The 25,014-nt window shown below is 72.2% G+C and carries 30 protein-coding genes; 13 read left to right on the top strand and 17 right to left on the bottom strand.

What is annotated here, in order from left to right:
- The first annotated feature begins 19 nt into the window (after positions 1–19).
- Genes V2J63_RS11310 through V2J63_RS11300 form a run of 3 tightly spaced genes read left to right on the top strand, consistent with a single transcriptional unit; the run spans position 20 to position 1,496 of the window.
- The gene (locus V2J63_RS11310; protein WP_331231146.1) at positions 20–427 is read left to right on the top strand and encodes a DUF3099 domain-containing protein; all 408 of its coding nucleotides are present in this window, start codon (positions 20–22) and stop codon (positions 425–427) included.
- Positions 424–654, top strand: a complete 231-nt coding sequence (locus tag V2J63_RS11305; RefSeq protein ID WP_331231145.1) for a hypothetical protein — start codon at positions 424–426, stop codon at positions 652–654. Before V2J63_RS11310 ends, V2J63_RS11305 begins: the two co-directional genes overlap by 4 nt.
- Positions 651–1,496, top strand: a complete 846-nt coding sequence (locus tag V2J63_RS11300) for an SURF1 family cytochrome oxidase biogenesis protein (protein ID WP_331231144.1) — start codon at positions 651–653, stop codon at positions 1,494–1,496. The genes V2J63_RS11305 and V2J63_RS11300 overlap by 4 nt, the downstream gene beginning before the upstream one ends.
- Here the strand turns inward: V2J63_RS11300 and V2J63_RS11295 are convergent.
- Complete coding sequence (locus tag V2J63_RS11295; protein WP_331231143.1) at positions 1,456–1,689, bottom strand: helix-turn-helix domain-containing protein; 234 nt, start codon at positions 1,687–1,689, stop codon at positions 1,456–1,458. The genes V2J63_RS11300 and V2J63_RS11295 overlap by 41 nt on opposite strands.
- Positions 1,690–1,769: 80 nt before the next feature.
- Entirely contained in the window at positions 1,770–3,383 is a 1,614-nt protein-coding gene (locus V2J63_RS11290) for an ABC-F family ATP-binding cassette domain-containing protein (protein WP_331231142.1), read from the bottom strand.
- Between the two features lie 188 nt (positions 3,384–3,571).
- Between V2J63_RS11290 and ypfJ the strand changes: the two genes are divergently transcribed.
- The 4 genes from ypfJ (at position 3,572) to V2J63_RS11270 (ending at position 7,368) form a co-directional block, all read left to right on the top strand.
- Complete coding sequence (gene ypfJ / locus V2J63_RS11285) at positions 3,572–4,456, top strand: KPN_02809 family neutral zinc metallopeptidase (protein ID WP_331231141.1); 885 nt, start codon at positions 3,572–3,574, stop codon at positions 4,454–4,456.
- Between the two features lie 10 nt (positions 4,457–4,466).
- Complete coding sequence (locus V2J63_RS11280) at positions 4,467–5,546, top strand: DNA glycosylase AlkZ-like family protein (protein WP_331231140.1); 1,080 nt, start codon at positions 4,467–4,469, stop codon at positions 5,544–5,546.
- A gap of 69 nt (positions 5,547–5,615) precedes the next feature.
- On the top strand, positions 5,616–7,001 hold the full coding sequence (lpdA, locus tag V2J63_RS11275) for a dihydrolipoyl dehydrogenase (RefSeq protein ID WP_331231139.1): 1,386 nt from the start codon (positions 5,616–5,618) through the stop codon (positions 6,999–7,001).
- Positions 7,002–7,011: 10 nt separating this feature from the next.
- Positions 7,012–7,368: an iron chaperone gene (locus tag V2J63_RS11270; protein WP_331231138.1), complete on the top strand. Its 357-nt coding sequence runs from the start codon at positions 7,012–7,014 to the stop codon at positions 7,366–7,368.
- A gap of 23 nt (positions 7,369–7,391) precedes the next feature.
- Here the strand turns inward: V2J63_RS11270 and V2J63_RS11265 are convergent, their stop codons facing one another.
- Genes V2J63_RS11265 through V2J63_RS11230 form a run of 8 tightly spaced genes read right to left on the bottom strand, consistent with a single transcriptional unit; the run spans position 7,392 to position 14,088 of the window.
- On the bottom strand, positions 7,392–7,724 hold the full coding sequence (locus V2J63_RS11265) for a metal-sulfur cluster assembly factor (RefSeq protein WP_331231137.1): 333 nt from the start codon (positions 7,722–7,724) through the stop codon (positions 7,392–7,394).
- Positions 7,721–8,209, bottom strand: coding sequence for a Fe-S cluster assembly sulfur transfer protein SufU (gene sufU, locus V2J63_RS11260; RefSeq protein ID WP_331231136.1), 489 nt, complete (start codon positions 8,207–8,209; stop codon positions 7,721–7,723). The genes V2J63_RS11265 and sufU overlap by 4 nt, the downstream gene beginning before the upstream one ends.
- Positions 8,202–9,506, bottom strand: coding sequence for a cysteine desulfurase (locus V2J63_RS11255; protein ID WP_331231135.1), 1,305 nt, complete (start codon positions 9,504–9,506; stop codon positions 8,202–8,204). Before V2J63_RS11255 ends, sufU begins: the two co-directional genes overlap by 8 nt.
- A 22-nt stretch (positions 9,507–9,528) precedes the next feature.
- Positions 9,529–10,287, bottom strand: a complete 759-nt coding sequence (gene sufC, locus V2J63_RS11250; protein WP_331231134.1) for a Fe-S cluster assembly ATPase SufC — start codon at positions 10,285–10,287, stop codon at positions 9,529–9,531.
- Between the two features lie 36 nt (positions 10,288–10,323).
- Positions 10,324–10,668, bottom strand: coding sequence for a non-heme iron oxygenase ferredoxin subunit (locus V2J63_RS11245; protein WP_331231133.1), 345 nt, complete (start codon positions 10,666–10,668; stop codon positions 10,324–10,326).
- Positions 10,665–11,897 (bottom strand): Fe-S cluster assembly protein SufD, encoded by a 1,233-nt coding sequence (sufD, locus tag V2J63_RS11240; protein ID WP_331231132.1) that lies wholly within the window; start codon positions 11,895–11,897, stop codon positions 10,665–10,667. The genes V2J63_RS11245 and sufD overlap by 4 nt, the downstream gene beginning before the upstream one ends.
- Positions 11,897–13,348: a Fe-S cluster assembly protein SufB gene (gene sufB, locus V2J63_RS11235; protein WP_331231131.1), complete on the bottom strand. Its 1,452-nt coding sequence runs from the start codon at positions 13,346–13,348 to the stop codon at positions 11,897–11,899. The genes sufD and sufB overlap by 1 nt, the downstream gene beginning before the upstream one ends.
- On the bottom strand, positions 13,348–14,088 hold the full coding sequence (locus V2J63_RS11230; protein ID WP_491062040.1) for a helix-turn-helix transcriptional regulator: 741 nt from the start codon (positions 14,086–14,088) through the stop codon (positions 13,348–13,350). Before V2J63_RS11230 ends, sufB begins: the two co-directional genes overlap by 1 nt.
- Before the next feature lie 151 nt (positions 14,089–14,239).
- On the opposite strand from V2J63_RS11230, the gene V2J63_RS11225 reads away from it, so the two are divergent.
- Genes V2J63_RS11225 through V2J63_RS11215 form a run of 3 tightly spaced genes read left to right on the top strand, consistent with a single transcriptional unit; the run spans position 14,240 to position 16,972 of the window.
- Positions 14,240–15,220 carry an ABC transporter ATP-binding protein gene (locus V2J63_RS11225; RefSeq protein WP_331231129.1) on the top strand — a complete coding sequence of 327 codons (981 nt, stop codon included), beginning with the start codon at positions 14,240–14,242 and terminating at the stop codon, positions 15,218–15,220.
- Positions 15,217–15,960, top strand: coding sequence for an ABC transporter permease (locus tag V2J63_RS11220; RefSeq protein ID WP_331231128.1), 744 nt, complete (start codon positions 15,217–15,219; stop codon positions 15,958–15,960). Before V2J63_RS11225 ends, V2J63_RS11220 begins: the two co-directional genes overlap by 4 nt.
- A 55-nt stretch (positions 15,961–16,015) precedes the next feature.
- Positions 16,016–16,972, top strand: coding sequence for a COX15/CtaA family protein (locus V2J63_RS11215; protein WP_331231126.1), 957 nt, complete (start codon positions 16,016–16,018; stop codon positions 16,970–16,972).
- A 206-nt stretch (positions 16,973–17,178) separates the two neighbouring features.
- Here the strand turns inward: V2J63_RS11215 and V2J63_RS11210 are convergent, their stop codons facing one another.
- The 4 genes from V2J63_RS11210 to V2J63_RS11195 form a co-directional block, all read right to left on the bottom strand.
- Complete coding sequence (locus tag V2J63_RS11210; protein ID WP_331231125.1) at positions 17,179–17,568, bottom strand: hypothetical protein; 390 nt, start codon at positions 17,566–17,568, stop codon at positions 17,179–17,181.
- Between the two features lie 29 nt (positions 17,569–17,597).
- On the bottom strand, positions 17,598–17,945 hold the full coding sequence (locus V2J63_RS11205) for a DoxX family protein (RefSeq protein ID WP_331231124.1): 348 nt from the start codon (positions 17,943–17,945) through the stop codon (positions 17,598–17,600).
- 85 nt (positions 17,946–18,030) lie between these two features.
- The gene (locus tag V2J63_RS11200) at positions 18,031–19,137 is read right to left on the bottom strand and encodes an alpha/beta hydrolase (protein ID WP_331231123.1); all 1,107 of its coding nucleotides are present in this window, start codon (positions 19,135–19,137) and stop codon (positions 18,031–18,033) included.
- Between the two features lie 97 nt (positions 19,138–19,234).
- Positions 19,235–20,017: an SDR family oxidoreductase gene (locus V2J63_RS11195; RefSeq protein ID WP_331231122.1), complete on the bottom strand. Its 783-nt coding sequence runs from the start codon at positions 20,015–20,017 to the stop codon at positions 19,235–19,237.
- A 124-nt stretch (positions 20,018–20,141) separates the two neighbouring features.
- Here V2J63_RS11195 and V2J63_RS11190 point away from each other — a divergent pair, with 124 nt between their 5' ends.
- The 3 genes from V2J63_RS11190 to V2J63_RS11180 all read left to right on the top strand — a co-directional run bounded on the left by V2J63_RS11190 (position 20,142) and on the right by V2J63_RS11180 (position 21,364).
- Entirely contained in the window at positions 20,142–20,699 is a 558-nt protein-coding gene (locus tag V2J63_RS11190; protein ID WP_331231121.1) for a TetR/AcrR family transcriptional regulator, read from the top strand.
- 153 nt (positions 20,700–20,852) lie between these two features.
- Positions 20,853–21,056: a hypothetical protein gene (locus V2J63_RS11185; protein WP_331231120.1), complete on the top strand. Its 204-nt coding sequence runs from the start codon at positions 20,853–20,855 to the stop codon at positions 21,054–21,056.
- A gap of 20 nt (positions 21,057–21,076) precedes the next feature.
- The gene (locus tag V2J63_RS11180; protein WP_331231119.1) at positions 21,077–21,364 is read left to right on the top strand and encodes a hypothetical protein; all 288 of its coding nucleotides are present in this window, start codon (positions 21,077–21,079) and stop codon (positions 21,362–21,364) included.
- Here the strand turns inward: V2J63_RS11180 and V2J63_RS11175 are convergent.
- The 3 genes from V2J63_RS11175 to pyrG all read right to left on the bottom strand — a co-directional run bounded on the left by V2J63_RS11175 (position 21,333) and on the right by pyrG (position 25,009).
- Positions 21,333–22,277 carry a GNAT family N-acetyltransferase gene (locus V2J63_RS11175; protein WP_331231118.1) on the bottom strand — a complete coding sequence of 315 codons (945 nt, stop codon included), beginning with the start codon at positions 22,275–22,277 and terminating at the stop codon, positions 21,333–21,335. The two genes, V2J63_RS11180 and V2J63_RS11175, sit on opposite strands and share 32 nt — an antisense overlap.
- 360 nt (positions 22,278–22,637) lie before the next feature.
- A complete protein-coding gene (locus V2J63_RS11170) occupies positions 22,638–23,294 on the bottom strand; it encodes an NUDIX hydrolase (protein WP_331231117.1) in 657 nt (218 codons plus the stop codon).
- A complete protein-coding gene (pyrG, locus tag V2J63_RS11165) occupies positions 23,291–25,009 on the bottom strand; it encodes a CTP synthase (RefSeq protein ID WP_331231116.1) in 1,719 nt (572 codons plus the stop codon). Before pyrG ends, V2J63_RS11170 begins: the two co-directional genes overlap by 4 nt.
- Positions 25,010–25,014 lie beyond the last annotated feature (5 nt).

Raw genomic sequence — 25,014 nt, 5'->3', positions numbered from 1 at the left:
CTGGGGTTAGCCTCGTCGGGTGAGATCCTCCGGCGTCCCGCACGGGAAGCGCGGGCGCGACCGAGGCGTCGAGGTGCACGCCATCACCTCCGCCGGGCGCGCCCTGACCGACGACGTCCACGACCGCGCCACGCGGTACCTCATCTCCATGGCCATCCGCACCGCCTGCGTCATCGGCGCGGCGTTCACCGAGGACTGGGTCCGCTGGACCCTCGTCGCCGGGGCGGTCGTCCTGCCCTACATCGCCGTCGTCCTCGCCAACGCCGGGCGTGAGCGTCCCGCGCCCGCCACGACCCTCGTCGCGGCGCCGGCGCTCGGGCCCGGCCCGTCTGCCGGCCCGGGGGCCTTCCCGGCCCCCGGTGAGCGGCCCGGGCGCCCGCGCTCCACCGGCGTGCCGGTCGACCTCGACGGGGGGTACCTGCGATGAGTGGGACGCCGGAGCAGGCGGGCGAGGCGCCCGACCTCATCTGCAGCGCGAAGGGCTGCCGCAACGACGCGGACTGGGGCCTGCTGTGGGCCAACCCCCGCATCCACACCGGGAGCCGGCGCAAGACGTGGCTCGCGTGCACGGACCACCGCGAGCACCTCGCCGGTTTCCTCGCCGCGCGCTCCTTCCTCCACGACGTCGTCCCCGTCGCCGAGCTCGACGCGTGAGGGAGTACGGCTTCCTCGTCTCACGGCGCTGGGTCGGCCTCGGCCTCGTCGCCCTCCTCGTCTCGGCCGCGTGCGTCGGCCTCGGGGTGTGGCAGTGGAACCGGCACGTCGGCCGGGTCGAGGCGAACGCGCTCGTCGAGGACAACTACGACGTCGCCCCGGCCCCGCTCGAGGAGGTCCTCGACCCCCGGGCGCCCGTGCCGCCGGAGCGCGTGTGGCGCCAGGTCGAGCTCGAGGGGCGCTACCTCGGCGAGGACGTCCTCGTCCGCAACCGCCCCGTCGGGAGCACGCCAGCGATGGAGGTCCTCACCCTGTTCGCGGCCGAGCTCGACGACGGGAGCGAGGTCGTCGTCGTCGTCGACCGTGGCTGGCTCTCCCAGGCGACGGACACGGCCGGCCCGCCGCCCGCGCCGGCGGGCGAGGTGCGCCTCACGGGCCGGCTGCGCACGGCCGAGCCGCCGGGCGACCGGTCGGCGCCGGCCGGCCAGGTGTACCGGATCGAGCCCGGTGAGGTGCTCCCGGCGGCGGGCGTGGCGGAGGAGATCGCGGCCTCGGGCACGCCGGTGCTCCAGGGCTACGTGCTCGCCGGCGAGCACGACCCTCCTGCGGCGGAGGAGCTACCGGCGCTGGCCCGGCCGGTGACGGACCTCGGCCCGCACCTGTCCTACGCCTTCCAGTGGTGGGTCTTCGCCCTTGCCGCACCGGTGGGGCTCGCCGTGCTCGCGCGGCGCGAGGCCGCGGAGCGCGCCGGTGAGGTTCCGGGCTCCCGGCGTCCCAGGTCGGACGACGAGGAGGACGCCCTCATCGATGCCCAGCTGAGCTCCGCTCGTCCACCTTCTTGACGGGACCGCCGCGCCGGCGCATCGGCACGTTCTCCTGGACGAGGAGCCCGTGGACGAACCCGTAGCTGCGACCGATGTCGTCCGCGATCGACCTTACGGACTCCCCGGACTCGTACCGCTTGGCGAGCTCGGCAGCGAGCGATGTCCGCCGCTCACCGACCACGCGAGCACCTCTGGCGATCTTCTCGGCCACAACGCCCCTCCCTCGCCGGTCTGGTTTCAGACGAGCGTAAACCGGCACGGGCGCGAGCGCCTGGCGAGGGAAAGGGCGCCTCAGGCGAGGGAGACGAGCTCGACGTAACCCTCGTTCCACAGGTCCTCGTCGCCGTCGGGCAGGAGGAGGACGCGCTCGGGGTCGAGCGCGCGCACAGCGCCCTCGTCGTGGGTGACGAGGACGACGGCGCCGGTGAAGGTCCGCAGCGCGCCGAGGATCTCCTCGCGGGAGGCGGGGTCGAGGTTGTTCGTCGGCTCGTCGAGGAGGAGGACGTTCGCCGAGGACACGACGAGGACGGCGAGGGCGAGGCGCGTCTTCTCGCCGCCGGAGAGCACCTTGGCGGGCTTGTCCGCGTCGTCCCCGGAGAAGAGGAACGAGCCGAGCACGGAGCGCACCTGGGTGTCGGTCATGTCCGGCGCGGCGGAGCGCAGGTTCTCCACGACGGTGCGGTCGACGTCGAGGGTCTCGTGCTCCTGGGCGTAGTAGCCGACCTTGAGGCCGTGGCCGGGGACGACCTTGCCCGTGTCCGGGGCCTCGACGCCGCCGAGGATGCGCAGGAGGGTCGTCTTGCCGGCGCCGTTGAGCCCGAGGATGACCACCTTGGAGCCGCGGTCGATGGCGAGGTCGACGTCGGTGAAGACCTCGAGGGAGCCGTACGTCTTGCTCAGCCCCTCGGCGGTCAGCGGGGTCTTGCCGCACGGCGCGGGGTCGGGGAAGCGCAGGTGCGCCACCTTGTCCGCCCGGCGGGTCTCCTCGAGGCCGGCGACGAGGCGCTCGGCCCGGCGCGCCATGTTCTGCGCGGCGACGGCCTTCGTCGCCTTCGCCCGCATCTTGTTGGCCTGGACCATGAGGACCGAGGCCTTCTTCTCGGCGTTGGCCCGCTCACGCTTGCGGCGCCGCTCGTCCTGCTCCCGCTGAGCGAGGTAGGCGTCCCAGCCGAGCTGGTAGACGTCGAGGGAACCGCGGTTGGCGTCGAGGTGGAAGACGGTGTTGACCGTCTCGCGCAGGAGGTCGGCGTCGTGGCTGATGACGACGAATCCCCCGGTGTAGCTCTTGAGGTAGTCGCGCAGCCAGAGGATCGAGTCGTGGTCGAGGTGGTTCGTCGGCTCGTCGAGCAGGAGCGTCTCGGCGCCGGAGAAGAGGATGCGCGCGAGCTCGACGCGGCGGCGCTGGCCGCCGGAGAGCGTCGCGAGCGGCTGGTCGAGGACGCGCGTGGGCAGCCCGAGGTTGGACGTGAGCCGGGCGGCCTCGGACTCGGCGGCCCACCCGCCCTGGGCGGCGAACTGCGCGTCGAGGCGCGCGTAACGCTCCATCGCCTGCTGCTGCTTCTCGCCCTCGGCGGTGGCCATGACCTGCTCGACCTTGCGCAGGCGCCGGACGATGTCGTCGAGCCCGCGGGCCGAGAGCACCCGGTCCTGGGCGAGGACCTCCATGTCGCCCGTGCGGGGGTCCTGCGGCAGGTACCCCACCTCGCCGCTGCGGACGATGTCGCCCGTGTGCTGGATGACGCCGGACGTGGCGGCCTCACCGGCGAGCAGCTTCGTCAGCGTGGTCTTGCCGGCGCCGTTGCGCCCGACGAGCCCGATCCGCATGCCTGCGTCGATGCGGAAGGACGCCTCGTGGAGGAGCTCGCGTGCGCCGATGCGCATGGAGACGTCGTGGGCGGTGATCACAGGGCAGACCTCAAGACAGTGACGACGGGTGGGGGGAGCGCCGCGAGGCGCCCGTCCAGTCTACGCGCGGACGGCGTGGCCCCCCGGGTGATGTTCGCCGCTGCCGGAGCGGGGTGTGCGGCGCAGGTGCCCCGGTCCTCGTCGGTGCCCGGTCGCCCGCGTCGGCGGGCCGCCCTAGCGTGTGCGCCATGACGTTCAACGAGGGTGTCCGCGCCGACTCGCGGCGGGTGCGCCGCTCCCGCGGCACGCGTGGGGCGGCGATCGGCGGAGGCACCGGCGTCCTCGTCCTGCTCGTCTACCTCGTCAGCGGGGCCGACGTCTCGGGCCTCGTCGGGGGTGGGAGCGGCGGTGCGGGTGGGGAGGCCACCGCCGGCGCGGGCTTCGAGCACTGCCGCACCGGGGCCGACGCCAACCGTGACGTGGACTGCCGGATGGTGTTCACCGCGGACGCGCTCGACCAGTACTGGGTCGCCGCGCTGCCCGAGCAGGCGGGTGCCGAGTACGAGATGCCGGGCTTCGAGGTGTTCGAGGCCTCCGTGGGCACGGGCTGCGGGAACGCGACCTCCGCCGTCGGGCCCTTCTACTGCCCGCCCGACGCGAGCGTCTACCTCGACACGGGGTTCTTCACCCAGCTCGAGACCCAGCTCGGGGCCGAGAACGCCCCGCTCGCGCAGATGTACATCGTCGCCCACGAGTGGGGCCACCACATCCAGAACCAGCTCGGGACGATGGACGCCATCGATCGCCAGGGCGCCGGCCCGACCTCCGACGGCGTCCGCCTCGAGCTCCAGGCCGACTGCTACGCCGGCCTGTGGGTCGGGCACGCCGCGACCGTCGTCGACCCGGAGTCGGGCGAGACGTTCCTCGTCCCGCCCACGCAGGCGGAGGTGACCGACGCCCTCGACGCAGCGGCCGCCGTCGGCGACGACCGCATCCAGGCCGGCGCCGGCCAGGAGGTCAACCCCGAGTCGTGGACGCACGGCTCGGCGGAGCAGCGCCAGCGCTGGTTCACCGCAGGCTACTCCGAGGGCACGATGGCCGCCTGCGACACCTTCGCCGCCCGAGCACTCTGAGGCCGGGTCCGTGACGGTCCACCGCCTGAGCCGGGCCGAGGCCCGCCGCGTCGCCGTCGGCGCCCAGCTCCTCGACGCCGAGCGGCCCTCCGCCCTGCTCGACGTCGTCACCCACCTGACGTTCCTCCAGCTCGACCCGACGGCGGCGGTAGCGCCGAGCGCCGACCTCGTCGCCTGGACCCGGCTCGGTGCCGCGTACGCCCCGGCGCACCTCACGCGGGCGCTCGACGACGACCGGACCCTGTTCGAGCTCCGTGCGACGGTGCGCCCCATGGCCGACCTGCCGCTCTACCTCGCGCAGATGGAGCGGGCGCCCGCCTACGCCCGCGCGCGCGAGTGGCTCGGCGCGAACGCCACGTTCCGCCGCGACGTCCTCGCGCGCCTGCGCGACGGCGGCCCGCTGCTCTCGCGCGACATCCCGGACACGAGCGCGGTGTCCTGGCCCTCGACGGGCTGGACCAACAACCGCAACGTCACCCAGATGCTCGAGCTCCTCGCCGCGCGCGGCGAGGTCGCCGTCTCCGGCCGGCGGGGCCGCCAACGCCTGTGGGACCTCGGCGAGCGCGTCTACCCCGCCGTCGCCGCCGTCCCCTACGCGGACGCCGTCCGCGAGCGCAACGCCCGGCGCCTGCGGGCGCTCGGGATCGCCCGCGCCACGACGACGGCCGAGCCGGTCGAACCGGCGGACGTCGGCGACGCCGGCGAGCCGGCGGTCGTCGAGGGCACCGAGGGCGAGTGGCGGCTCGACCCCGGTGCGCTCGGCCGCGCCTTCGCCGGCCGCACGGCCCTCCTCTCCCCCTTCGACCGCCTCGTCCACGACCGGCGGCGCGCCCGCGAGCTCTTCGACTTCGACTACACCCTCGAGATGTACAAGCCGAAGGCCGCCCGGCGCTGGGGCTACTTCGCCCTGCCGGTCCTCCACGGCGACCGGCTCGTCGGGAAGGTCGACGCCGCGGGCGACCGCAAGGCGGGCGCGCTCGTCGTCCACGCCGTCCACGAGGACGTCCCCTTCACCCCCGCGCTCGCCGAGGGCGTCGACGCCGAGCTCCGCGCGCTCGTTGCCTGGCTCGGGCTCGACCTCCGCCGGTAGCCACGACCGCCGCCGGTCAGGTGCGTCAAAGCACCGACGGGACGGCCTCGCGAGCCCTACCCTCGCGCCATGGTGCATCACGACGCCGTCGTCCTCGGCGCGGGTCCCGGCGGGTACGCCGCCGCCATCCGCCTCGCCCAGCTCGGTCTCGACACCGCGATCGTCGAGCGGCGCTACTGGGGCGGGGTGTGCCTCTCGGTGGGCTGCATCCCGTCCAAGGTGCTCCTGCGCGGCGCCGAGCTCGTCAACGTCGTCGCCAGCAAGGGGGCCGACTTCGGGCTCGTCGGGGACGTCGGGCGTGACTTCGGACCCGTCTTCGACCACAGCCGCCGCGCGGCCGAGGGGCGTGTCGAGGGCGTCCACCACCTCCTGCGCAAGAACGGCGTCCGGCAGTACTACGGCCACGGGGAGCTCCAGGACGAGCACACCCTCACCGTCGGGCGGGCGGACCCCGAGGTGCTCACCTTCGGCTCGGCCGTCATCGCGACGGGGTCGGAGGTGCGCACGCTGCCGGGGGTGCCCCTGAGCGACAACGTCGTCGACTACGAGACGCAGATCCTCGACCGCCGGGTCCCGGCCTCGATCGCCATCATCGGCGCCGGGGCCATCGGCATGGAGTTCGCCTACGTCCTGGCCACCTATGGCGCGCAGGTGACGGTCATCGAGTACGCCGACCGCGTCCTGCCCGCCGAGGACGCCGAGTCCTCCGCGGAGGTGGCCCGGGCCTACGGCGAGCTCGGGATCACGCTGCGGACGTCGACGAGCGTGCGCACCGCCGCCGACGACGGCACGGGGGTGACGCTGACGTACACCGGCCCCGACGGCGAGGGCGAGCTCCGCGTGGAGCGCGTCCTCGTCTCGGTCGGGTTCACCCCGCGCACGCACGGCTTCGGCCTCGAGCGCACCGGGGTCGCGCTCACCGAGCGCGGCGCCATCGCCGTCGACGACGCGATGCGGACGTCCGTGCCGCACCTGCTCGCCATCGGCGACGTCACGGGCAAGCTCGCCCTCGCGCACGTCGCCGACGCCCAGGCGATGGTGGCGGCCGAGACCGTCGCCGGACTACCGACCGTGGGCCTCGGGGACTACCGGATGATGCCGCGGGTGACGTTCTGCCAGCCGCAGGTCGCCAGCTTCGGGCTCACCGAGGCGCAGGCCCGCGCCGAGGGCCACGACGTGCGCGTCGCGCGGTTCCCGTTCTCGGCGAACGCCAAGGCGCGCGGGATGGCGGAGCCGCGTGGCTTCGTCAAGGTCCTCGCGGGCGCCGACGGACAGCTGCTCGGGGCGCACCTCGTCGGCGTCGAGGTCGCCGAGATGCTCCCCGAGCTCACCCTCGCCCGCCGCACGGGCCTGACGGCCGGCGACCTCGCCCGCAACGTCCACGTCCACCCGACGCTCGGCGAGGCCCTGCAGGAGGCGTTCCGCGGGCTGACGGGCGCCATGGTCAACCTCTAGTGTCGTGCCCGTGACGTTCACCGACCACGACGCCTACATCGCCGCGGCGCCGGAGCCCTTCCGGCCCTCGCTGGAGCGGTTGCGCGCGATACTGGCCCGCACCCTGCCGCAGGCGGAGGAGATCGTCGCCTACAACATGCCGGGGTTCACGATCGGCGGTGCCGTCGTCGCGAGCTATGCGGCGTTCAGCAAGCAGTGCGGGCTGTACCTCCTGCCAGGGGCGATCTCCGAGCACGCCGACGAGATCGCGGCCGCCGGCCTCAAGGCGACCAAGACCGGCATCACCTTCACGCCGCGCCGACCCATCCCGGACGACCTCGTCGCACGGCTGGCGCTGGCGTCGCGAGAGGACGCCGGCGCCGGCTGACGACACGCGACGTCAGGGCCGCCTCAGAGGTTGAAGCCGAGCGCCCGCAGCTGCTCGCGGCCGTCCGGGGTGATCTTGTCCGGGCCCCACGGCGGCATCCAGACCCAGTTGATCTTGTTGCCGTTGACGAGGCCCTCGAGCGCCTGGGCGGTCTGGTCCTCGATAACGTCGGTGAGCGGGCACGCCGCCGACGTCAGCGTCATGTCGATCTGCGCCTCGTTGTTCTGGTCCACGGTGATGCCGTAGACGAGGCCGAGGTCGACGACGTTGATCCCGAGCTCGGGGTCGATGACGTCGCGCATGGCCTCCTCGACGTCGGCCGCCGTGGTGGGGGCCGGGTTGGTGGTCTCGCTCATGAGTTCTCCTCCTGTGTCGACGGCTCGGCCGTCAGGGCGTGGATGAGGGCGTCGCGCAGGGCCATCCAACCCAGGAGCGCGCACTTGACGCGCGCCGAGTAGCGCGCGACCCCCGTGAAGGCGGTGGCGTCCCCGAGGCTGTCCTGGCGCTCGGGGTCGAGCTCGACACCGCGGTTGCGCATGAGGTCGCGGAAGCTCTCCCCCACCCGCTCGGCGGTGGCGACGTCGGTGCCGGTGACGAGGTCGGTGAGGACGGACAGGGACGCCTGGGAGATCGAGCACCCCTGGCCGACCCAGCCGACGCCGGTGATGCGGGGACCGGCGACGGTGTGCTCGACGGCGACCCGGAGCCGTACCTCGTCCCCGCACGTCGGGTTGACCTGGAAGGACTCCGCGTCGAACGGCTCGAGCTCGCCGGCGCCGTGGCGGGCGCGGGCGTGGTCGAGGATGACCTGCTGGTAGAGCTGCTCCATCGCGTCAGCCATGTTCCACCCCGAAGAAGTGCCGGACCGTGCCGAGGTGCTCGACGAGCGCCTCGACCTCCTCGTGCGTCGTGTAGATCCCGGCCGAGGCCCGGGTGGACGAGTGGACGCCCAGGCGCCGGTGGAGCGGCTGGGCGCAGTGGTGCCCGACCCGTACGGCGATGCCGGCGTCGTCGAGCACCTGGCCGACGTCGTGCGGGTGCACGCCGTCGACGGCGAACGCGACGGCGCTGAGCCGGTCCTGCGGCGACCTCGGGCCGAGGATCCGCACCCCCGGGACGGAGCCGATGCCGTCGAGGAGGTGCCGGGTGAGCTCGGCCTCGTGGGCGGCGACCGCGTCCATGCCGAGCTCGGAGAGGTAGCCCACCGCGGCGCGCAGGCCGACGGCCTGGGCGACCATCTGCGTGCCGGCCTCGAAGCGGGTGGGCGGGGCTGAGAACGTCGTCGCCTCCATGGTGACGACCTCGACCATCGACCCCCCGGTGAGGAAGGGCGGCATGAGCTCGAGGAGCTCGGCGCGCCCGTAGAGGGCACCGATCCCCGTGGGCCCGAGCATCTTGTGCCCGGAGAACACCGCGAAGTCGACGTCGAGCGCGCGCAGGTCCACGGGGAGGTGGGGCACGCTCTGGCACGCGTCGAGGACGACGAGCGCACCGACCGCCCGGGCCCGCGCGACGACGTCGGCCACGGGGCTGACGGCGCCCGTGACGTTCGACGCGTGGGTGAGGGCGACGAGGCGCGTGCGCCCGGTGATGACGTCGAGGTCCGCGAGCCGGCCGTCGTCGTCGAGCCCGATCCACCGCAGCGTCGCGCCCGTGCGGGCGCACAGCTCCTGCCACGGGACGAGGTTGGCGTGGTGCTCGGCCTCGGTGACGACGATCTCGTCCCCGGGGCCGACCCCCAGCCGTGCCCGTGCCCGGTCTCCCCCGCGCCCGAGGGCCGCGTTCGACATCGCGTACGCGACGAGGTTGATGCCCTCGGTCGCGTTCTTCGTCCACACGATCTCGTCCGCGCCGACCCCGACGAACGCCGCGACCGCGCGCCGGGCGTCCTCGTAGAGCTCGGTCGCCTCCTCCGCGAGCTGGTGGGCGCCGCGGTGCACCGCGGCGTTCGAGCGCTCGTAGAAGTCCTGCTCGGCGTCGAGGACGCACTGCGGCTTCTGCGACGTCGCGGCGGTGTCGAGGTAGACGAGCGGGCGGCCGTGGCGCACCGTGCGCCCCAGGAGCGGGAAGTCGGCGCGCACGGCGGCCTGCTCGGCCGCGCTGAGCGCGAGCGCGCTCAGCGGCTGGGCAGCGGTCATCGGCGGGGTTCTCCTCGGTGGGTCAGACGGTCGTCGTGGCGTACTTGTCGTAGCCCTCGGCCTCGAGCTGCTGGGCGAGCTCGGGGCCGCCCTGCTCGGCGACGCGGCCCTCGACGAAGACGTGGACGAAGTCCGGGGTGATGTAGTTGAGGATCCGGGTGTAGTGGGTGATGAGCATGACGCCCATCCCGATCTCGGAGTGGACCCGGTTGACGCCCTCGGAGACGACGCGCAGCGCGTCGACGTCGAGGCCCGAGTCGGTCTCGTCGAGGACGGCGAACTTCGGCGCGAGGAGCTCCATCTGGAGGATCTCGTGGCGCTTCTTCTCGCCGCCGGAGAAGCCGTGGTTGACGTCGCGCTGGGCGAAGTCGGGGTCCATGCGGAGCTTGTCCATGGCGCCCTTGACGTCCTTGACCCACGTGCGCAGGGCCGGGGCCTCGCCGGTGATGGCGGTCTTCGCGGTGCGGAGGAAGTTCGAGACGGTGACGCCGGGGACCTCGACCGGGTACTGCATGGCGAGGAAGAGGCCGGCGCGGGCGCGCTCGTCGACGCTCATCTCGAGGACGTTCTCCCCGTCGAGGAGCACCTCGCCGTCGGTGACCTGGTACTTGGGGTGGCCGGCGATGGAGTACGCGAGCGTGGACTTGCCGGAGCCGTTCGGGCCCATGATCGCGTGGACCTCGCCGGAGCGGATCGTCAGGTCGACGCCGCGCAGGATCGGCTTGGGGCCGTCGTTCGTCTCGACGCTGACGTGGAGGTTCTTGATCTCAAGGGTAGACATGTCTTCTCTTTCCTGAAGTCTGGGGTGGGGCGCCGGTCAGCCGGCGTCGACGGTTGCGTCGACGTCGACGAGGACGCGCGCGCCCTCGAGGGACACGGGGTAGACCGGGACGGGCTGGGTGGCGGGCAGGGCAAGGGGCTTGCCGGAGCGCAGGTCGAACGAGGACCCGTGCAGCCAGCACTCGATGGTGCAGCCCTCCACCTCGCCGTCGGACAGGCTCACCTGCCCGTGCGAGCAGATGTCCGAGATGGCGTGGAAGTCGCCGTCGGAGTCCCGGACGAGGGCGACGGCCAGCGGGGAGCCGTCCGCCCGCTCGAGCTCGAGCCGCATCGCCTCGCCGGGGGCGAGGTCGCCCGTGTCGGCGGCGTACTGGGCGCTCATCGCGGCGCAGCCTCCATCGTCCGGTCGAGCTCGGCCTCGATGGCGGCCATGAGGCGCTCCTGGACGAGCGGCACGCCGATCTGGTTGATGAGCTCGGCGAAGAAGCCGAGGACGACGAGACGGCGCGCGTCCGCCTCGGCGATGCCGCGCGAGCGCAGGTAGAACAGCTGCTCGTCGTCGAAGCGGCCCGTGGCGCTCGCGTGCCCGGCCCCCTCGATCTCACCGGTCTCGATCTCGAGGTTCGGCACGGAGTCCGCGCGGGCGCCCTCGGTGAGGACGAGGTTGCGGTTGAGCTCGTACGTGTCCGTGCCCTCGGCCTCCTTGCGGATGAGGACGTCGCCGACCCACACCGAGTGCGCACCGGCGCCCTGGAGGGCGCCCTTGTACGTCACGCGCGAGACACAGCTCGGCACGGCGTGGTCGACGAAGAGGCGGTGCTCCTGGTGCTGGCCCGCGTCCGTGAAGTAGAGACCGAGCATCTCGACCTCGCCGCCCGGGGCCGCGAAGACGGCGTCCGGGGTGAGGCGCACGATGTCCCCGCCGAGCGTGACGACGATGTGGCGCAGGCGCGCGTCGCGACCGATGCGGGTGCGGTGCGAGGAGACGTGGATCGCGCCGTCGTCCCAGTCCTGGATGGACACGAGGGTGAGGCGGGCGCCGTCGGCGACGTCGATCTCGACCGTCTGCGCGAGCTCGGCGCCCCCGCGGTGGTCGAGGACGACGAGGGACTCGCTGTGCTGCTCGGCGCGCACGAGGACGTGCTGGGCCGCGGGCTCGGCCGCCTCGCCGGCGGCGTCGCCCGTGATGGCGAGGATCGTCGGCTCGGCGGCGACGTGGTTCTTCGGCACCGTGACGACGAGCGCCTCGCCGAAGGAGTCCCACGCGGCGGCGGCGACCCGGTCACCTGGGGCCCCGACCTGCCCGAGGCGGGGGTCGTCGCGGCCGACGCGCTCGAGGGTGACGCCGTCGTCCGTCGTCGAGGTGACGACGGGTCCGGCGCTCGTGAAGCCACCGGCGAAGAGCCGCTGGAGGCGGTCGACGGGCGAGAAGCGCCAGTCCTCCTCGCGCCCGTTCGGCACGGGGAAGTCCGCGAGCGTGAAGGAGGTGGCGCGCTCGGCGCGCGAGGCCTGCGGCGTGCCGCCGCGCCCGTGGGTGTGGGCGGCGTCGGCCGTGGCGCGGGTGTGGTCCGTCTTCATGGAGTCCTTGTCCTCAGTCGTGGCGGCGGTCATCAGCCCACCGCCCCTTCCATCTGCAGCTCGATGAGCCGGTTGAGCTCGAGCGCGTACTCCATGGGCAGCTCGCGCGCGATGGGCTCGACGAACCCGCGCACGATCATGGCCATGGCCTCGGTCTCCGCCATGCCGCGGGACATGAGGTAGAAGAGCTGGTCCTCGCTCACCTTGGAGACGGTGGCCTCGTGGCCCATCTCGACGTCGTCGACGCGGACGTCGACGTAGGGGTAGGTGTCCGAGCGGGAGATCTGGTCGACGAGGAGCGCGTCGCACAGGACGTTCGACTTCGCGTTGTGGGCGCCCTCGAGCACCTGGACGAGGCCGCGGTAGGAGGCGCGCCCGCCGCCGCGGGCCACCGACTTGGAGACGATGGAGGAGGACGTGTTCGGCGCGAGGTGAACCATCTTCGAGCCCGTGTCCTGGTGCTGGCCCTCGCCGGCGAAGGCGATGGACAGCGTCTCCCCGCGGGCGTGCTCGCCCATGAGGTAGACGGCCGGGTACTTCATCGTCACCTTGGAGCCGATGTTGCCGTCGATCCACTCCATCGTGCCGCCGGCGTCGACCGTCGAGCGCTTCGTCACGAGGTTGTAGACGTTGTTCGACCAGTTCTGGATCGTCGTGTAGCGGACGCGGGCGTCCTTCTTGACGATGATCTCGACGACGGCGGAGTGCAGCGAGTCCGACTTGTAGATCGGCGCCGTGCAGCCCTCGACGTAGTGCACGTACGAGCCCTCGTCGGCGATGATGAGCGTCCGCTCGAACTGGCCCATGTTCTCGGTGTTGATCCGGAAGTAGGCCTGGAGCGGGATCTCGACGTGGACGCCCTTGGGGACGTAGACGAACGAGCCACCGGACCACACGGCCGTGTTGAGCGCGGCGAACTTGTTGTCCCCGGAGGGGATGACCGTGCCGAAGTACTCGGCGAACAGCTCGGGGTACTCGCGCAGGCCCGTGTCCGTGTCGACGAAGATGACGCCCTTGGCCTCGAGGTCCTCGCGGATCTGGTGGTAGACGACCTCGGACTCGTACTGCGCGGCGACGCCGGCGACGAGGCGCTGCTTCTCGGCCTCGGGGATGCCGAGGCGGTCGTACGTGTTGCGGATGTCCTCCGGCAGGTCCTCCCAGCTCGTGGCCTGCTTCTCGGTGGAGCGGACGAAGTACTTGATGTTGTCGAAGTCGATGCCGCTCAGGTCCGCGCCCCAGTTGGGCATCGGCTTCTTCTCGAAGAGGCTGAGCGCCTTGAGGCGGCGCTTCGTCATCCACTCCGGCTCGTCCTTGAGGGCCGAGATGTTGCGCACGACACTCTCGTCCACGCCGCGGCGCGCGGTCGCGCCGGCGTCGTCGGTGTCGTGCCAGCCGAACTTGTAGTTGCCGATCGAGGCGATCGTCTCGTCCTGGGTCATCGGCGCGCCGGGCGCCGCGACGTCCTGCTGGGTGGGACTCGTCATCAGTTTCCTTCCGTGTCGTCGCCGGCTGGCGGCGGCGAGGTCGTGCTGGGCTCTGAGTCGCTCGCCCGGGCCCGGGAGAGCGGAACGGTGGAGATCGGGATGTGGGTCGTGCACACGTGGCCGCCCGCGGCGAGCGTGGCCAGGCGCTGCACGTGCACCCCGAGGAGGCGGGAGAACGCGCTCGTCTCCGCCTCGCACAGCTGCGGGAAACGCTCGGCCACGTCGAGCACCGGGCAGTTCCCCTGGCACAGCTGGACGGCGAACCCGCCCGGCCCGGCGGTGCGGACCGTGGCGGCGTAGCCGTCGGAGGCGAGCGCCGCGGCGAGCGCCTTGGCGCGCTCGGTGCGGTCGCTGCCCGCACCGGCGACGATGGGAGCGTACCGGCGCTCGAGCTCGCTCACACGGGCCTCGGCGAAGTGCTCGATCGCCTCGGGGCCGCCTACCTCGAGGAGGTAGTCGAGCGCGTGCGTGGCGAGGTCGGAGTACGCGTCGGACAGGCCGGCGCGGCCGGCGTCGGTGGCGACGTAGTGCCGGGCGGGACGCCCGCGGCGCCGCAGCTCGGGACCGCTCGGGTCGTGGACGACGATGTAGCCGCTGCGCTCGAGGACGGCGATGTGACGTCGCACACCCGCGGGCGTGACGGCGAGGACGTCGGCCAGCTCGGCGGCGCTCACCGGTCCCTGCTCGACGACGAGGCGGAGCACCCGCTCGCGCGTCGTCGCGTCGACGTCGCGCTGGATCGTGCGGTCCATGGTGCCTCCCTCGCTCGGCTCGCAGGCGGTGGCGACGCGCCCGACGGCGGTGCCCACATATACGGAACATGATCGTTGCCGAAATGCTTCCCCGCAAGGAAGGTCAACCTCACTCCGGCGCCGCCGTAGGGTGTCGGACGTGTCGAATGCCCCTGCGCTCGAGGTCGATGCCCTGCGCAAGCGCTACGGCCGCCGCGAGGTGGTCCGTGGCCTGAGCCTGCACGCCACGCGCGGCGCCGTCACGGCCGTCCTCGGCCCCAACGGCGCCGGGAAGACGACGACCGTCGAGTGCTGCGAGGGCCTGCGCAGCCCCGACGCCGGGCACATCCGCGTCCTCGGCCTCGACCGCGCCGACCCTGCCGCCGCGGGCGCGCTGCGCCACCGCGTCGGCGTCATGCTCCAGGACGGCGGCCTGCCCCTGGCCCCCCGCGCGGGGGACGTCCTGCGCCACGTCGCCCGCCTCCACGACGACCCCGCGGACCCGGCCGAGCTCCTCGCGCGGCTCGGCCTCGAGGGCGTCGCCCGCACGTCGGTGCGGCGCCTGTCCGGCGGCCAGCGGCAGCGCCTCGCGCTCGCCTGCGCCATCGTCGGCCGGCCCGAGCTCGTCTTCCTCGACGAGCCCTCCGCCGGGCTCGACCCCCAGGCCCGCCTCGTCGTCTGGGAGCTCGTGCGCGAGCTCCGCGGGGCCGGGACGTCGATCGTCCTCACGACCCACCTCATGGACGAGGCCGAGACGCTCGCCGACCACGTCGTCGTCGTCGACTCCGGCGCGGTCATCGCCGAGGGCACGCCCACGACCTTGACGGGCGGCGCGCACGTCCGCGTCCTGCCGGCCGCAGGCCGCTCCCCCGGCGGCGCCGACCCGGCAGCGCCCGCGGGCACGGCGGCCGACCTCGCCCGTGCGCTCGCCGCCGCAGGCCGACCGGACCTTTCCGTCCGCGTGGCGGACGAGGCGATCGAGGTCGGGGCCGGTGCGGCGCCGGTGACGCTCGACGCGCGGACCGTCGTCGTCGTCGCCTCGGCGCTCGCCGCGATCGGGCACGGCGACGCCGGCGTCGAGCTGCACCGGCGCACCCTCGAGGACGCGTTCCTCGACCTGACGGGACGGAGCCTGCGATGAGCGCGACGGCGACGAGCCGGGTCCTCGCGCAGGCGGCGTTCGAGACGCGGGCCGTCCTGCGCAACGGTGAGCAGCTCCTCCTCACGTTCATCCTCCCCGCCGTCGCGCTCGTCCTCCTCGTGCGCACCGACGTCCTCGGCGGGAGCGGTGAGCACGCGCGCGCCCTCGCCGGGGTGCTCGCCCTCGCCGCCGTCTCGACCGGTTTCACCTCGCAGGCGATCGCCGTCGCCTTCGACCGGCGCTGGGGCGTCCTGCGGCTGCTCGCCACGACGCCGCTCGGCCCGCGCGGCCTCCTGCTCGGCAAGCTCGGCGCGGTCCTCGCGGTCCTCGCCGTCCAGGTCGCCGTCCTCAGCGGCGTCGCGCTCGGACTCGGCTGGCGGCCTGCGGTCGGGGACGCGCTCGCCGCTGCGCCCGCCGCCGCCGTCCTCCTCCTCCTCGGCGCCGGCGCGTTCACCGCTCTGGGCATGCTCGTCGGCGGCACGCTGCGGCCCGAGGCCGTCCTCGCCCTCGCCAACACGCTGTGGGTCCTCCTCGTCGCGGGCGGCGGCGTCGTGCTCCCCCTCACATCACTGCCGGGCTGGCTCGGCGCCGTCGTCGCGTGGCTCCCCTCCGGCGCCCTCGGCGAGGGGATGCGCGACGTCGCCACCGGCGGCGGCATGCCGTGGCTCGCCGCCGCGGTCCTCCTCGCGTGGACGGCGCTCCTCGCATGGCTCGCCGGCCGCGCGTTCCGCTGGGACTGACGGGACGCCCGGCCCACGGACCGGGACCGCGCCGGCGGCGGCTTAGGCTTGTCGGGTGAGCACCTCGGCCCCCGTCTCCCCGGCCCCCACCGGCCCCGCACCGACCCGCGCGGCGCGGGTCGACCGCCTCACGTGGGGCCTGGCGGTGGCGAACCTCGTCGCCCAGATCGGCATCATCGTCACGGGCGGGGCCGTGCGCCTCACCGGCTCCGGCCTCGGCTGCTCGCAGTGGCCGCTGTGCGAGCCGGGCCAGTTCACCCCGGAGTTCCACGCGGAGATGGGGATCCACCCGCTCATCGAGTTCGGGAACCGCACCCTCACGGGCGTCCTCGGGGTCATCGCCGTCGCCCTCGTCTGGGTGGTCTACCGGCGCGAGCCCACGGCCGCGCGCCCCGCTCCCCTGCGCCGGCTCGTGTGGCTCCCGCTCATCGGCATCGCCGTCCAGGCCGTCGTCGGCGGGATCACGGTGTGGGTCGACCTCCACCCGGCGATCGTCGGCTCGCACATGCTCATCTCGCTCGCGCTCGTCGCGGTCTCGACGTACCTGCTCCTGCGGCTGCGCGCCGCTGACGGGGAGCCGGTCTGGCGGGTCGAGCGGCCGGTGCGGACGATCGCGGGCGCGCTCGCCGTCGTCGGCGTCGTCCTCCTCGTCCTCGGCGTCATCACGACGGGCGCCGGCCCGCACTCCGGCGACGCCGACGAGGCCTACCGGTGGGCCCTCGACCCCGCGTCCGTCTCCAAGCTCCACGCGTGGGCGGTGTGGGCGTTCGTCGCCCTCGTCCTCGCCGGGCTCGTCCTCCTGCGCGACGCCCCGGCCGCGCGCCGGGCCTGGTGGGTCCTCCTCGGCGTGACCCTGGCGCAGGGCGCGATCGGGTACGTCCAGTACTTCACGGGGCTCCCCGAGCTCCTCGTCGGGGCGCACATGCTCGGCGCCGCGCTCCTCGTCGTCTCGCTCGTCCACGCGCTCGACGCGCTGCGCACCCGCGAGCGCGCGGCCGTGCCCTCGCCGTAGCGCGGCGTCTCGGGAGATAGGCCAGTTGGTGGACGTCGGGGCAGTGGTCGCCCCGCGAGTGTCGGATGGCGCCCCGTCACCGGTCACATCACCGGACGGGTCTACGGGACAGTCCGAATCGAGCACGGGTGATGCCGCAGGGCAGTCGCGGTATGTCCGGTGAGCGTTCGGCTCGCAGGACACCGGATCGTCCACGTCAGCAGTTGTCAGTGCACGGCACCTCCAGTCGTGTCATCGAGTTCCTTCCGGTAGCCGATGAAGGTCCGCGAAGAACCGTCGGGCCTTTCGTCTGCCCCCGTCCGGGCAAAGCCGCAGTGTTCCAGCATGCGGCGAGAGGCCACGTTGGAGATTGACGCACGCGCCCTCACGTTGCCCGAAGCAGGCGACGTCCACGTCGAGGTCGCCGAGGGCGGCGAAACTACGCGGCGGGCTTCCGTCCGATTCAGGTTGAACACGCCGAGCGTCACCTCGCCACCGTGCTCGGCCGCGATGTCGCCATCGACCAGCGGGCTGCCGTCGCCGTCCGACCAAAGATGTGCCTGGTGGCGGCCCAGAAGCAGGCGATACAGATGCGGCCGGATCTTCTGGACCGCCATCATCAGTCAAGAAGCGACGTCGGCCGCGCCTATGCGGTGGCCGTCATCAGCCCTGCTGCGACGACCGGTGCCAAGTACAGCAGCGGGAACGGCACGTGGGCGTAGGCCCGGGCGCGGAGGACCGTGATGACGGCCCCGACGAAGTACAGGGCGAGGCCGACCGCTGCGGCGATACCGATCGGCGGAATCCACAGACCGATGACCAGGCCGACCGCGCCGAGCGCCTTCGCCGAACCCAGCCAGACCCACCAGGTGCGCGGGACGCCGTAGTCGACGAAGTTGTCGACCACCCACGACTTGTTGGTGAAGACGGAGAACGCCGAGAACCCGACCCACGCCGCGGCAAGAATGACAACGACAGTTGCGATGGTGCTCATCGTGATACTGACTCCATTTCACTTCGGGGTCGCCGCTCGTCGGCGACCCGCTCAAACTTTCGACACCGCCCATGGACGAGATGTGTTAGGCGAGGCGGATCCCGACCCGGGGATCGGCCAGGAACGCGTCGACCCCTGCCAGCACCGCCGAATAGCGCCATGAATGCAGCAGGTCGAACCCGTGCTGACCGCCGCGAAGCACGACGCCCACCACCGGCCCTGGCGACTCCTCGCGGAGCTTTGTGGTCAACGCCCGTGACGCCTCGACCGGTGTCAAGCTGTCCCGGTCACCGTGCGCGATGAAGAACGGCGGCGCCCCGGCGGCGGACAACGCGAACGGCGTGGACGGGACCGGTTCAGCCACGGTGTGGCCGTAGTAGCGGCCGTAGTAGCCGTACAGGCAGATGGCGGCTGTCGGCCGCCTATCGGGGTCCAGCGCGAGCAGGGATGCCAGATGGGCGCCGGCGGAGCTTCCAGCCAAGACCAGCGTGCTCGGGTCGGCACCGTAGTCAGTCGCGTGGGCGCGTGCCCAGGCCAGCGCGGCTCGGGCGTCGGCGAGGTGCTCCTCGAACCCCGCACGCGGGCGCAGCCGATAGGTGGCGCTCACGCAGACCCATCCCCGGGCGGCCAGCCGGTGCAGGAGTGCCCGGCCTTCGTGGTGTTTGCTGCCGGAGTTGTAGCCGCCGCCATGTAAGTAGACCAGAACCGGCCCACCGGCCGGCCGGTCGCGGCGGTGGTACACGTCGAGCCGCTGGCGCCGATGGTCGCCGTAGCGCAGGTCGGCGATCCGGGCGACCGCATGGGGCTGGAACGGGATCGGTGTGAGCGCCGTCCGGAGGGCCCACGCGCGGGGAGCGTCCGGGGAAGCGATGCCGGCCGTGCGCAACCCCTCCGTGACCGAGCTCCAGGAGCGGATCCCGCGGGCGGCCACCACCCCTAGTCCGACCATCACCGCACCGGCCGCGACCAACAGCGCCAGCGACGCACCGTCGCGTCCGAGGTCGCCCTCGACGAGGGCCGTCGCGGTCGCGGTGGCCAGGGCGAGTCCGGCCGCAAGGTGTGGTACCTCGTTCACCACCATCCCCATCAGGTACGCCGCGTACGCAGCCACCCGAGGACGCGTCGGTGGGGCCAGCGCCACCGCCGTGAAGGTCGCAACGACCAGCACGGTGATCAGGTATCCGACGGGCATGAGCATCCTCACGTAGAGCGTGGTTCGGGTTCATTCCGGGCGGCGGCTGCCGCGTGCCGAGGCGCGCCCGATCCCTATCTGGCCGCGCGGCCTGCAGCTACTTGCGTCGCCGATGGCCGGAGGACGACTGCTCGCCCAGAAACGCTTGCCAGCTGCGCTTGCCGCGAGCCGCCGTGGTGAGGTTGAGGTTGTCCCCGGCGCGGTACGCCCGGCCAGTCTTACCGGGCATCCGCACCGGCAGTTTCATACGGTGCATGCCACGTGCCTGCAGGTAGCTCGTGGCCAGTTCCCCCATGCCGTACACCGTCGGTCCGGCCAGATCGGCCACCCGCCCCGCCGGGGTGCCGAGAGATAGCTCCACCAGACGAGCCGCGACCTCGCGTGCGTCGACCGGCTGGAACCGCAGTCCGCCCGGGACCGGCACAACCGGCATCTTCGTCATCTTCTGCACGACGGTGAGGACCAGGTCGTGGAACTGGGCGGCTCGCAGCATCGAGTACGAGATGCCGGACTCGGCGACCGCATGCTCAGCGCCGGCCTTGGCCTTGAAGTAGCCCAGCGGGATCCTGTCTGCGCCGATCACCGAGATGTAGACGATATGCCGGACCCCCGCCCGGCTGGCGGCACGTACCAGGTTTCCCGTGGCCGCATCGTCGCCCTTCGGGCCGCCCGCCAGGTGCACGATCGTGTCGATTCCGTCCACGGCGGGCTCGATCCCGGTGGCCTGGAGAAGATCACCGGTCACGTGCTCGATGCCTTCGAGGGGCTTCGTGGGGGTTCGGCTCAGAACCCGCAGGTCGTGACCGGCCGCCCGCAACCCAGGTACAACGTGGCCGCCAAGGGTTCCTGTGCCCCCGGTGACCAGGATGGGTGTGGTCATGGTCTTTCCTTCCGTCTTTCGTTTCGTGGGGCCCGAGTGCGTGTCATATGGCCCCTGCGCGGCTCCATCACTACGATGGTAGTCATCGTAGACTACGACCGTAGTGACTTCAAGGAGGTTTCGAATGACACGGCGAGACGACATCGCGCAGGCGGCGATGGAACTGGTCGCTGAAGGCGGCGGCCGCCCGCTCACCCATCGCCAGATCGACCGTCGCCTCGGCTTGCCAGAGGGTTCGACATCGAACTACGCGCGTACCCGCCGCGACCTGGTGCTGCTAGTGGTCCAGCGAATCGCCGACATCGCCCACCTGCGGGCGCCCGACGCGCCGATACCCCGCACGATCGAGGAGGCCGTCGAGCAGCTCATCGCCGCGTTTGAAAACGTTGTCGCCCGCGGCATCGACATCCGAGCGCGGATGGCACTGTCCGTCGACTGCCTCAACGACCCCGAACTGCATGCGCTGCTCACCACCGAGTCGCCGGTCCGCGCCACCGTGCTCGATCAGGCCAGGCGGCTGCTCGACGGACTCGGGATATCCGACAGTGAGCAACGGGCCATCGACCTGATCGGCATCATGAACGGGCTCTTCTACGACCGCCTGATCGGCACCGGTGTGCGCGGCACACCGGTGGATGCGGCCGCTGTGCTGAGGGCCTGGCTCACCGGAGTCAGTGCCTGAGAGCGTCGTACGGCTCTCCGGATCGGGCCCTTCGCTGGCCGATCCGATGCGGGAGTGAGCGCGTTTGGACGCCGTGGGCGGCCGGTGCAGGCGGGCAATGGCTGCCTGCAGGCCGATTGACCTCACGTTCTGTTGAGGTTCTAGGCTCACGATATGACTGATGAGACATTGGACAGGCCGGACACAGAACGCGATGCCGCCTCGACCTATGTCGGGAGGACGACGAACATGGAGGCCGTGGAGTCGGACTACCAGGCCTTCGGCCAAGGCGATCTGGACGCCTTCACCTCACTGATGGGTGACGGGTTCGTCTCCACGCAGTCCGAGGCGGTGCCATGGCGCGGCAGTCATATGTAGGGCCCGGAGGTGTTAGGTCCATGTTCGCCATCGTCGGCGAGCGCGCCAGTGCCCACTACGTGCCGGAGGAGTTCATCGACGGCAAGGACCGCATCGTCGTCATCGGGCGCGCCGAGATCACCCCGGTCGTCAACGGCCGCACTTGGACTGTCCGTGAGCTGCGCGCCTACCGTGACTGGAAAAGCTTTCCCACATCGGCATGTCCGAGGTGTTCGGGGATCCCAGAAGAGGATCGGTCAGTGAGACGCATTGACACTCTGGCTGGTGGTGGCGGCGTTAGCTGGCGTGGACAATCCGTACGCGCGTGACCTTGAAGGCGGCGCGCTCGAAGGCGGCGCGCATGGGAGTGTTCGCGGCGTCCGTGGTGCCCACAATCCTCTCTTGGCCATCGTCATGGTGGACGTGGACCATCTGGGAGAGCAGTTCGTGCACGTATCCGTGTCCGCGGTGCTCCGGCAGGACACCGAGGTAGCTGATGCTGGCGTCATAGGCTGCCCTGGTCGGGATGATGAACCCGGCCATGGTGCCGTCGGGCAGGGTAGCGATCTGCCAGGCGTCCCGACGACCGGGTAGCGAGAGGTAGAACGCGAGCTCGTCGTCAGCGAAGGCGTCGACGCCGTGCTCGGCCACCGCGTCCGCGGTGTGGGCATCAAGGCTGCCCGTCGCCACGGCGGCGAACAGTTCGCGGAACTCCTCGTCTGTGCCGCCCGTGAAGCGAAGTCGCACAGGTCGTGTCGGCAGAGGATCAGTGTTCGTCCTGGCGAAGCTGACTCGTTCCGTGGTGCGGGTGAGCCCGCCCTCGTGAGCTGCGCGCTGCCGCCACTCGACGGCTCGCACTGCCGCCGCGTCCGTTCTCCAGTCGGCCGCGACGTCGACATTGAACTCCAACGCCGCATCCGGTCCGAAGGAGTTGAGTGCGGCGCGGATGAGGCCGGCTCCGATGTTCTCGGGGCGCTCCTCGGTCGGCGCGACGAGTAGGCAATCCAGTGTGACGGGGCGCTCGGCGGTCGAGCTTCCCCACCACAGTGCCCGACCGACCGGCTGGCCGGACCGTTCCGCCAGCCAGGACCACTCGTACCGGTAGTTCTGCGTAGCGAGCTCGTCATGGAGACGAGACCGGTTCACCCACGCCACTGGCTCGGTGGCGGTCCACTCGTCAAGGAGGAGCTGGTCATCAGGGGTAGCGCTGCGGAAGGTGCGGGCATCGCCAGGATCAGTCACCACACCCAGTCTGTCCTACCCGACCGCCGTCCGGTAGCGGATCCGCCGCTGGGACGGGCGATCGCTCGAGAATCCGGCCGCCGCCCCGTCTTGCCGTGAGCGGCTCCGGAGAGTAGCCACTCCGTGCGTTCGATCGTGCGTTCGTCGTCGGCGCTACAAGCCGAAGCCGCGATTGTTAGGAGGACCACGGCGGCGGAGCGAGCGATGGATCAACCCACACCCGCGACCATAGACGCTGGGACCGAGCGTCACGTGGGGACCGGACTCGAGTGCGTGCTGGCCGCCCCGAAACTGTCGGCTTGGGCCCCGGTCGACGATGGTCGTGCGGACCCTCTGCCCGATACCCAATTTTCGTGACGCTCAGCGCATCCAGGGGGCGTCGGCTGGGCGCAGCGGCGCCCAACCCTGCGCCCGGGCGCTCGCCGCGGCGAAGATCCCCATGGCGGCGCTCGGGTTGTGGATCCGGCCCGCGTGGACGGCCGCGACGGCGTCGTCGAGCGGCACCCACCGGGTGGGCATGTCCCGCTCCTCGTCCTCGCGCTCGTGGCGCTCGGCGGCGGGCACCTCGCTCACGTCGCGTGCGAGGTAGATCCGCAGCGACTCGTTCGACCCGCCCGGCGTGGTGAAGAAGTCGACGAGGACGTCCCAGCGCTCGGCGCGCAGGTCGGTCTCCTCAGCAAGCTCGCGCCGTGCGGCGGCGAGGTAGTCCTCGCCGTCGACGTCGAGCAGCCCCGCCGGGACCTCCCACAGGAGCGCGCGGACGGGGTGGCGGTACTGCTCGATGAGCAGGACCTCGTCGCCGTCCGCGCCGTCGGTCCGCTCGCGCAGCGCGACGACGGCGACCGCCCCGGGGTGGTCGAGGAACTCGCGCAGGACCGGCGCGCCGTCGTCGGGCGTGAGCCGGACCTCCTCGGCGACGAGGTCGAAGACCTTGCCGTCGTGGAGGGCGGTGCGGGAGAGGACCTCGCGGCCCGCGTCGCGGGTGTCCACGACGCCCGACCCACCGGCCTGGCTCACGCCCCGGCCACCTCGTCGACCTCGAGCAGGCGGGTCTCCCGCTGCCGGTCGAGCGCCGCGCCGACGAGGCCCGCGAAGAGAGGGTGCGCGCGCGTGGGGCGGGACTTGAACTCGGGGTGGGCCTGCGTGGCGACGTAGTACGGGTGCCGGCTCCGGTCGAGCTCGACGAACTCGACGAGGGAGGAGTCGGGTGAGCGCCCGGAGATCGTCAGGCCCGCCTCGGCGAGCGCGTCGCGGTAGGCGTTGTTGACCTCGTACCGGTGGCGGTGCCGCTCGGTCACGGTCAGGGAGCCGTAGGCCTCGGCCACGACCGAGCCCGGCTCGAGGACCGCCTCGTAGCGCCCGAGGCGCATCGTGCCGCCCATGTCCCCGCCGCCGCCCTCGACGAAGTTGATCTGCTCGGCCATCGTCGCGACGACGGGGTGGGGGGTGTCGGGCTCGAACTCGGTCGAGGAGGCCTGCTCGAGCCCGAGGACCGTGCGGGCGAACTCGATGACCATGGCCTGCAGGCCCAGGCAGATGCCGAGGGTGGGCACCTGGTTCTCGCGTGCCCAGCGCAGGGCGCCGAGCTTGCCCTCGATGCCGCGGACCCCGAACCCGCCGGGGATGAGGACGGCGTCGACGCCGCCGAGCGCGTGGGCCGCGCCCTCCTGCGTCTCGCAGTCGTCGGACGTGACCCAGCGGATCGCCACGCGCGCACGGTGGTGGAACCCCCCGGCGCGCAGCGCCTCCGTCACGGACAGGTACGCGTCGGGCAGGTCGATGTACTTGCCGACGAGCGCGACCTCGACGTCGTCCTTGGGGCGGCGGACGCGCTCGAGGAGCTCGTCCCAGTCGCGCCAGTTGACGTCGCGGAACGGGACGTCGAGGCGGCGCACGACGTAGGCGTCGAGGCCCTCGCGGTGGAGGACCGCGGGGATCTCGTAGATGGACGACGCGTCGCGGCACTCGACGACGGCCTCGCGGTCGACGTCGCACATGAGCGCGATCTTCGCCTTGACGCCCTCGGGGAGCTCGCGGTCCGTGCGGCACACGACGGCGTCGGGCTGGATGCCGATGCTGCGCAGCGCGTTGACGGAGTGCTGGGTGGGCTTGGTCTTGAGCTCGCCGCTCGCCGCGAGGTACGGGATGAGCGAGACGTGGAGGTAGAAGACGTTCTCGCGGCCGAGCTCGTGGCGCACCTGCCGTGCCGCCTCGAGGAACGGCTGGGACTCGATGTCGCCGACCGTGCCGCCGATCTCGGTGATGATGACGTCCGGCGGGGCCGACCCGTCGGTCGGGGACGCCTGCGCCCGCATGCGGGCCTTGATCTCGTCGGTGATGTGCGGGATGACCTGGACGGTGTCGCCGAGGTACTCCCCGCGCCGCTCCTTGGCGATGACGGTCGAGTACACCTGACCGGTCGTCGCGTTCGCCGCACCGGAGAGCTCGACGTCGAGGAACCGCTCGTAGTGGCCGATGTCGAGGTCGGTCTCGGTGCCGTCCTCCGTGACGAAGACCTCACCGTGCTGGAAGGGGTTCATCGTCCCCGGGTCCACGTTGAGGTAGGGGTCGAGCTTCTGCATCGTCACGCGCAGACCTCGTGCGCGGAGCAGCTGACCGAGGCTGGAGGCGGTCAGTCCCTTGCCCAGGGAGCTCGCCACACCCCCGGTCACGAAGATGTGTCGAGGGATGAAGCTGGGGGTTCCGGGACGCCGGTCCGAATGGGTGACCACGGGCT

The organism is Georgenia wangjunii (genome assembly GCF_036421975.1).
GTDB classification, from domain to species: Bacteria; Actinomycetota; Actinomycetes; order Actinomycetales; family Actinomycetaceae; genus Georgenia_A; species Georgenia_A wangjunii.
The sequence above is the reverse complement of the archived record's forward strand: the minus strand, read 5'-3'. Positions and strand labels throughout refer to the sequence as shown.

What these genes read in the sequence shown, in the direction of transcription:
- V2J63_RS11185 (WP_331231120.1), top strand. Translation starts at nt 20,853, where the DNA reads ATGACTGATGAGACATTGGACAGGCCGGACACAGAACGCGATGCCGCC.
- V2J63_RS11200 (WP_331231123.1), bottom strand. Translation starts at nt 19,137, where the DNA reads ATGCCCGTCGGATACCTGATCACCGTGCTGGTCGTTGCGACCTTCACG.
- V2J63_RS11255 (WP_331231135.1), bottom strand. Translation starts at nt 9,506, where the DNA reads ATGACCGCTGCCCAGCCGCTGAGCGCGCTCGCGCTCAGCGCGGCCGAG.
- sufB (WP_331231131.1), bottom strand. Translation starts at nt 13,348, where the DNA reads ATGACGAGTCCCACCCAGCAGGACGTCGCGGCGCCCGGCGCGCCGATG.
- V2J63_RS11195 (WP_331231122.1), bottom strand. Translation starts at nt 20,017, where the DNA reads ATGACCACACCCATCCTGGTCACCGGGGGCACAGGAACCCTTGGCGGC.
- sufC (WP_331231134.1), bottom strand. Translation starts at nt 10,287, where the DNA reads ATGTCTACCCTTGAGATCAAGAACCTCCACGTCAGCGTCGAGACGAAC.
- V2J63_RS11220 (WP_331231128.1), top strand. Translation starts at nt 15,217, where the DNA reads ATGAGCGCGACGGCGACGAGCCGGGTCCTCGCGCAGGCGGCGTTCGAG.
- lpdA (WP_331231139.1), top strand. Translation starts at nt 5,616, where the DNA reads ATGGTGCATCACGACGCCGTCGTCCTCGGCGCGGGTCCCGGCGGGTAC.
- sufU (WP_331231136.1), bottom strand. Translation starts at nt 8,209, where the DNA reads ATGGCTGACGCGATGGAGCAGCTCTACCAGCAGGTCATCCTCGACCAC.
- V2J63_RS11305 (WP_331231145.1), top strand. Translation starts at nt 424, where the DNA reads ATGAGTGGGACGCCGGAGCAGGCGGGCGAGGCGCCCGACCTCATCTGC.
- sufD (WP_331231132.1), bottom strand. Translation starts at nt 11,897, where the DNA reads ATGACCGCCGCCACGACTGAGGACAAGGACTCCATGAAGACGGACCAC.
- V2J63_RS11180 (WP_331231119.1), top strand. Translation starts at nt 21,077, where the DNA reads ATGTTCGCCATCGTCGGCGAGCGCGCCAGTGCCCACTACGTGCCGGAG.
- V2J63_RS11245 (WP_331231133.1), bottom strand. Translation starts at nt 10,668, where the DNA reads ATGAGCGCCCAGTACGCCGCCGACACGGGCGACCTCGCCCCCGGCGAG.
- V2J63_RS11265 (WP_331231137.1), bottom strand. Translation starts at nt 7,724, where the DNA reads ATGAGCGAGACCACCAACCCGGCCCCCACCACGGCGGCCGACGTCGAG.
- V2J63_RS11205 (WP_331231124.1), bottom strand. Translation starts at nt 17,945, where the DNA reads ATGAGCACCATCGCAACTGTCGTTGTCATTCTTGCCGCGGCGTGGGTC.
- V2J63_RS11190 (WP_331231121.1), top strand. Translation starts at nt 20,142, where the DNA reads ATGACACGGCGAGACGACATCGCGCAGGCGGCGATGGAACTGGTCGCT.
- V2J63_RS11210 (WP_331231125.1), bottom strand. Translation starts at nt 17,568, where the DNA reads ATGGCGGTCCAGAAGATCCGGCCGCATCTGTATCGCCTGCTTCTGGGC.
- ypfJ (WP_331231141.1), top strand. Translation starts at nt 3,572, where the DNA reads ATGACGTTCAACGAGGGTGTCCGCGCCGACTCGCGGCGGGTGCGCCGC.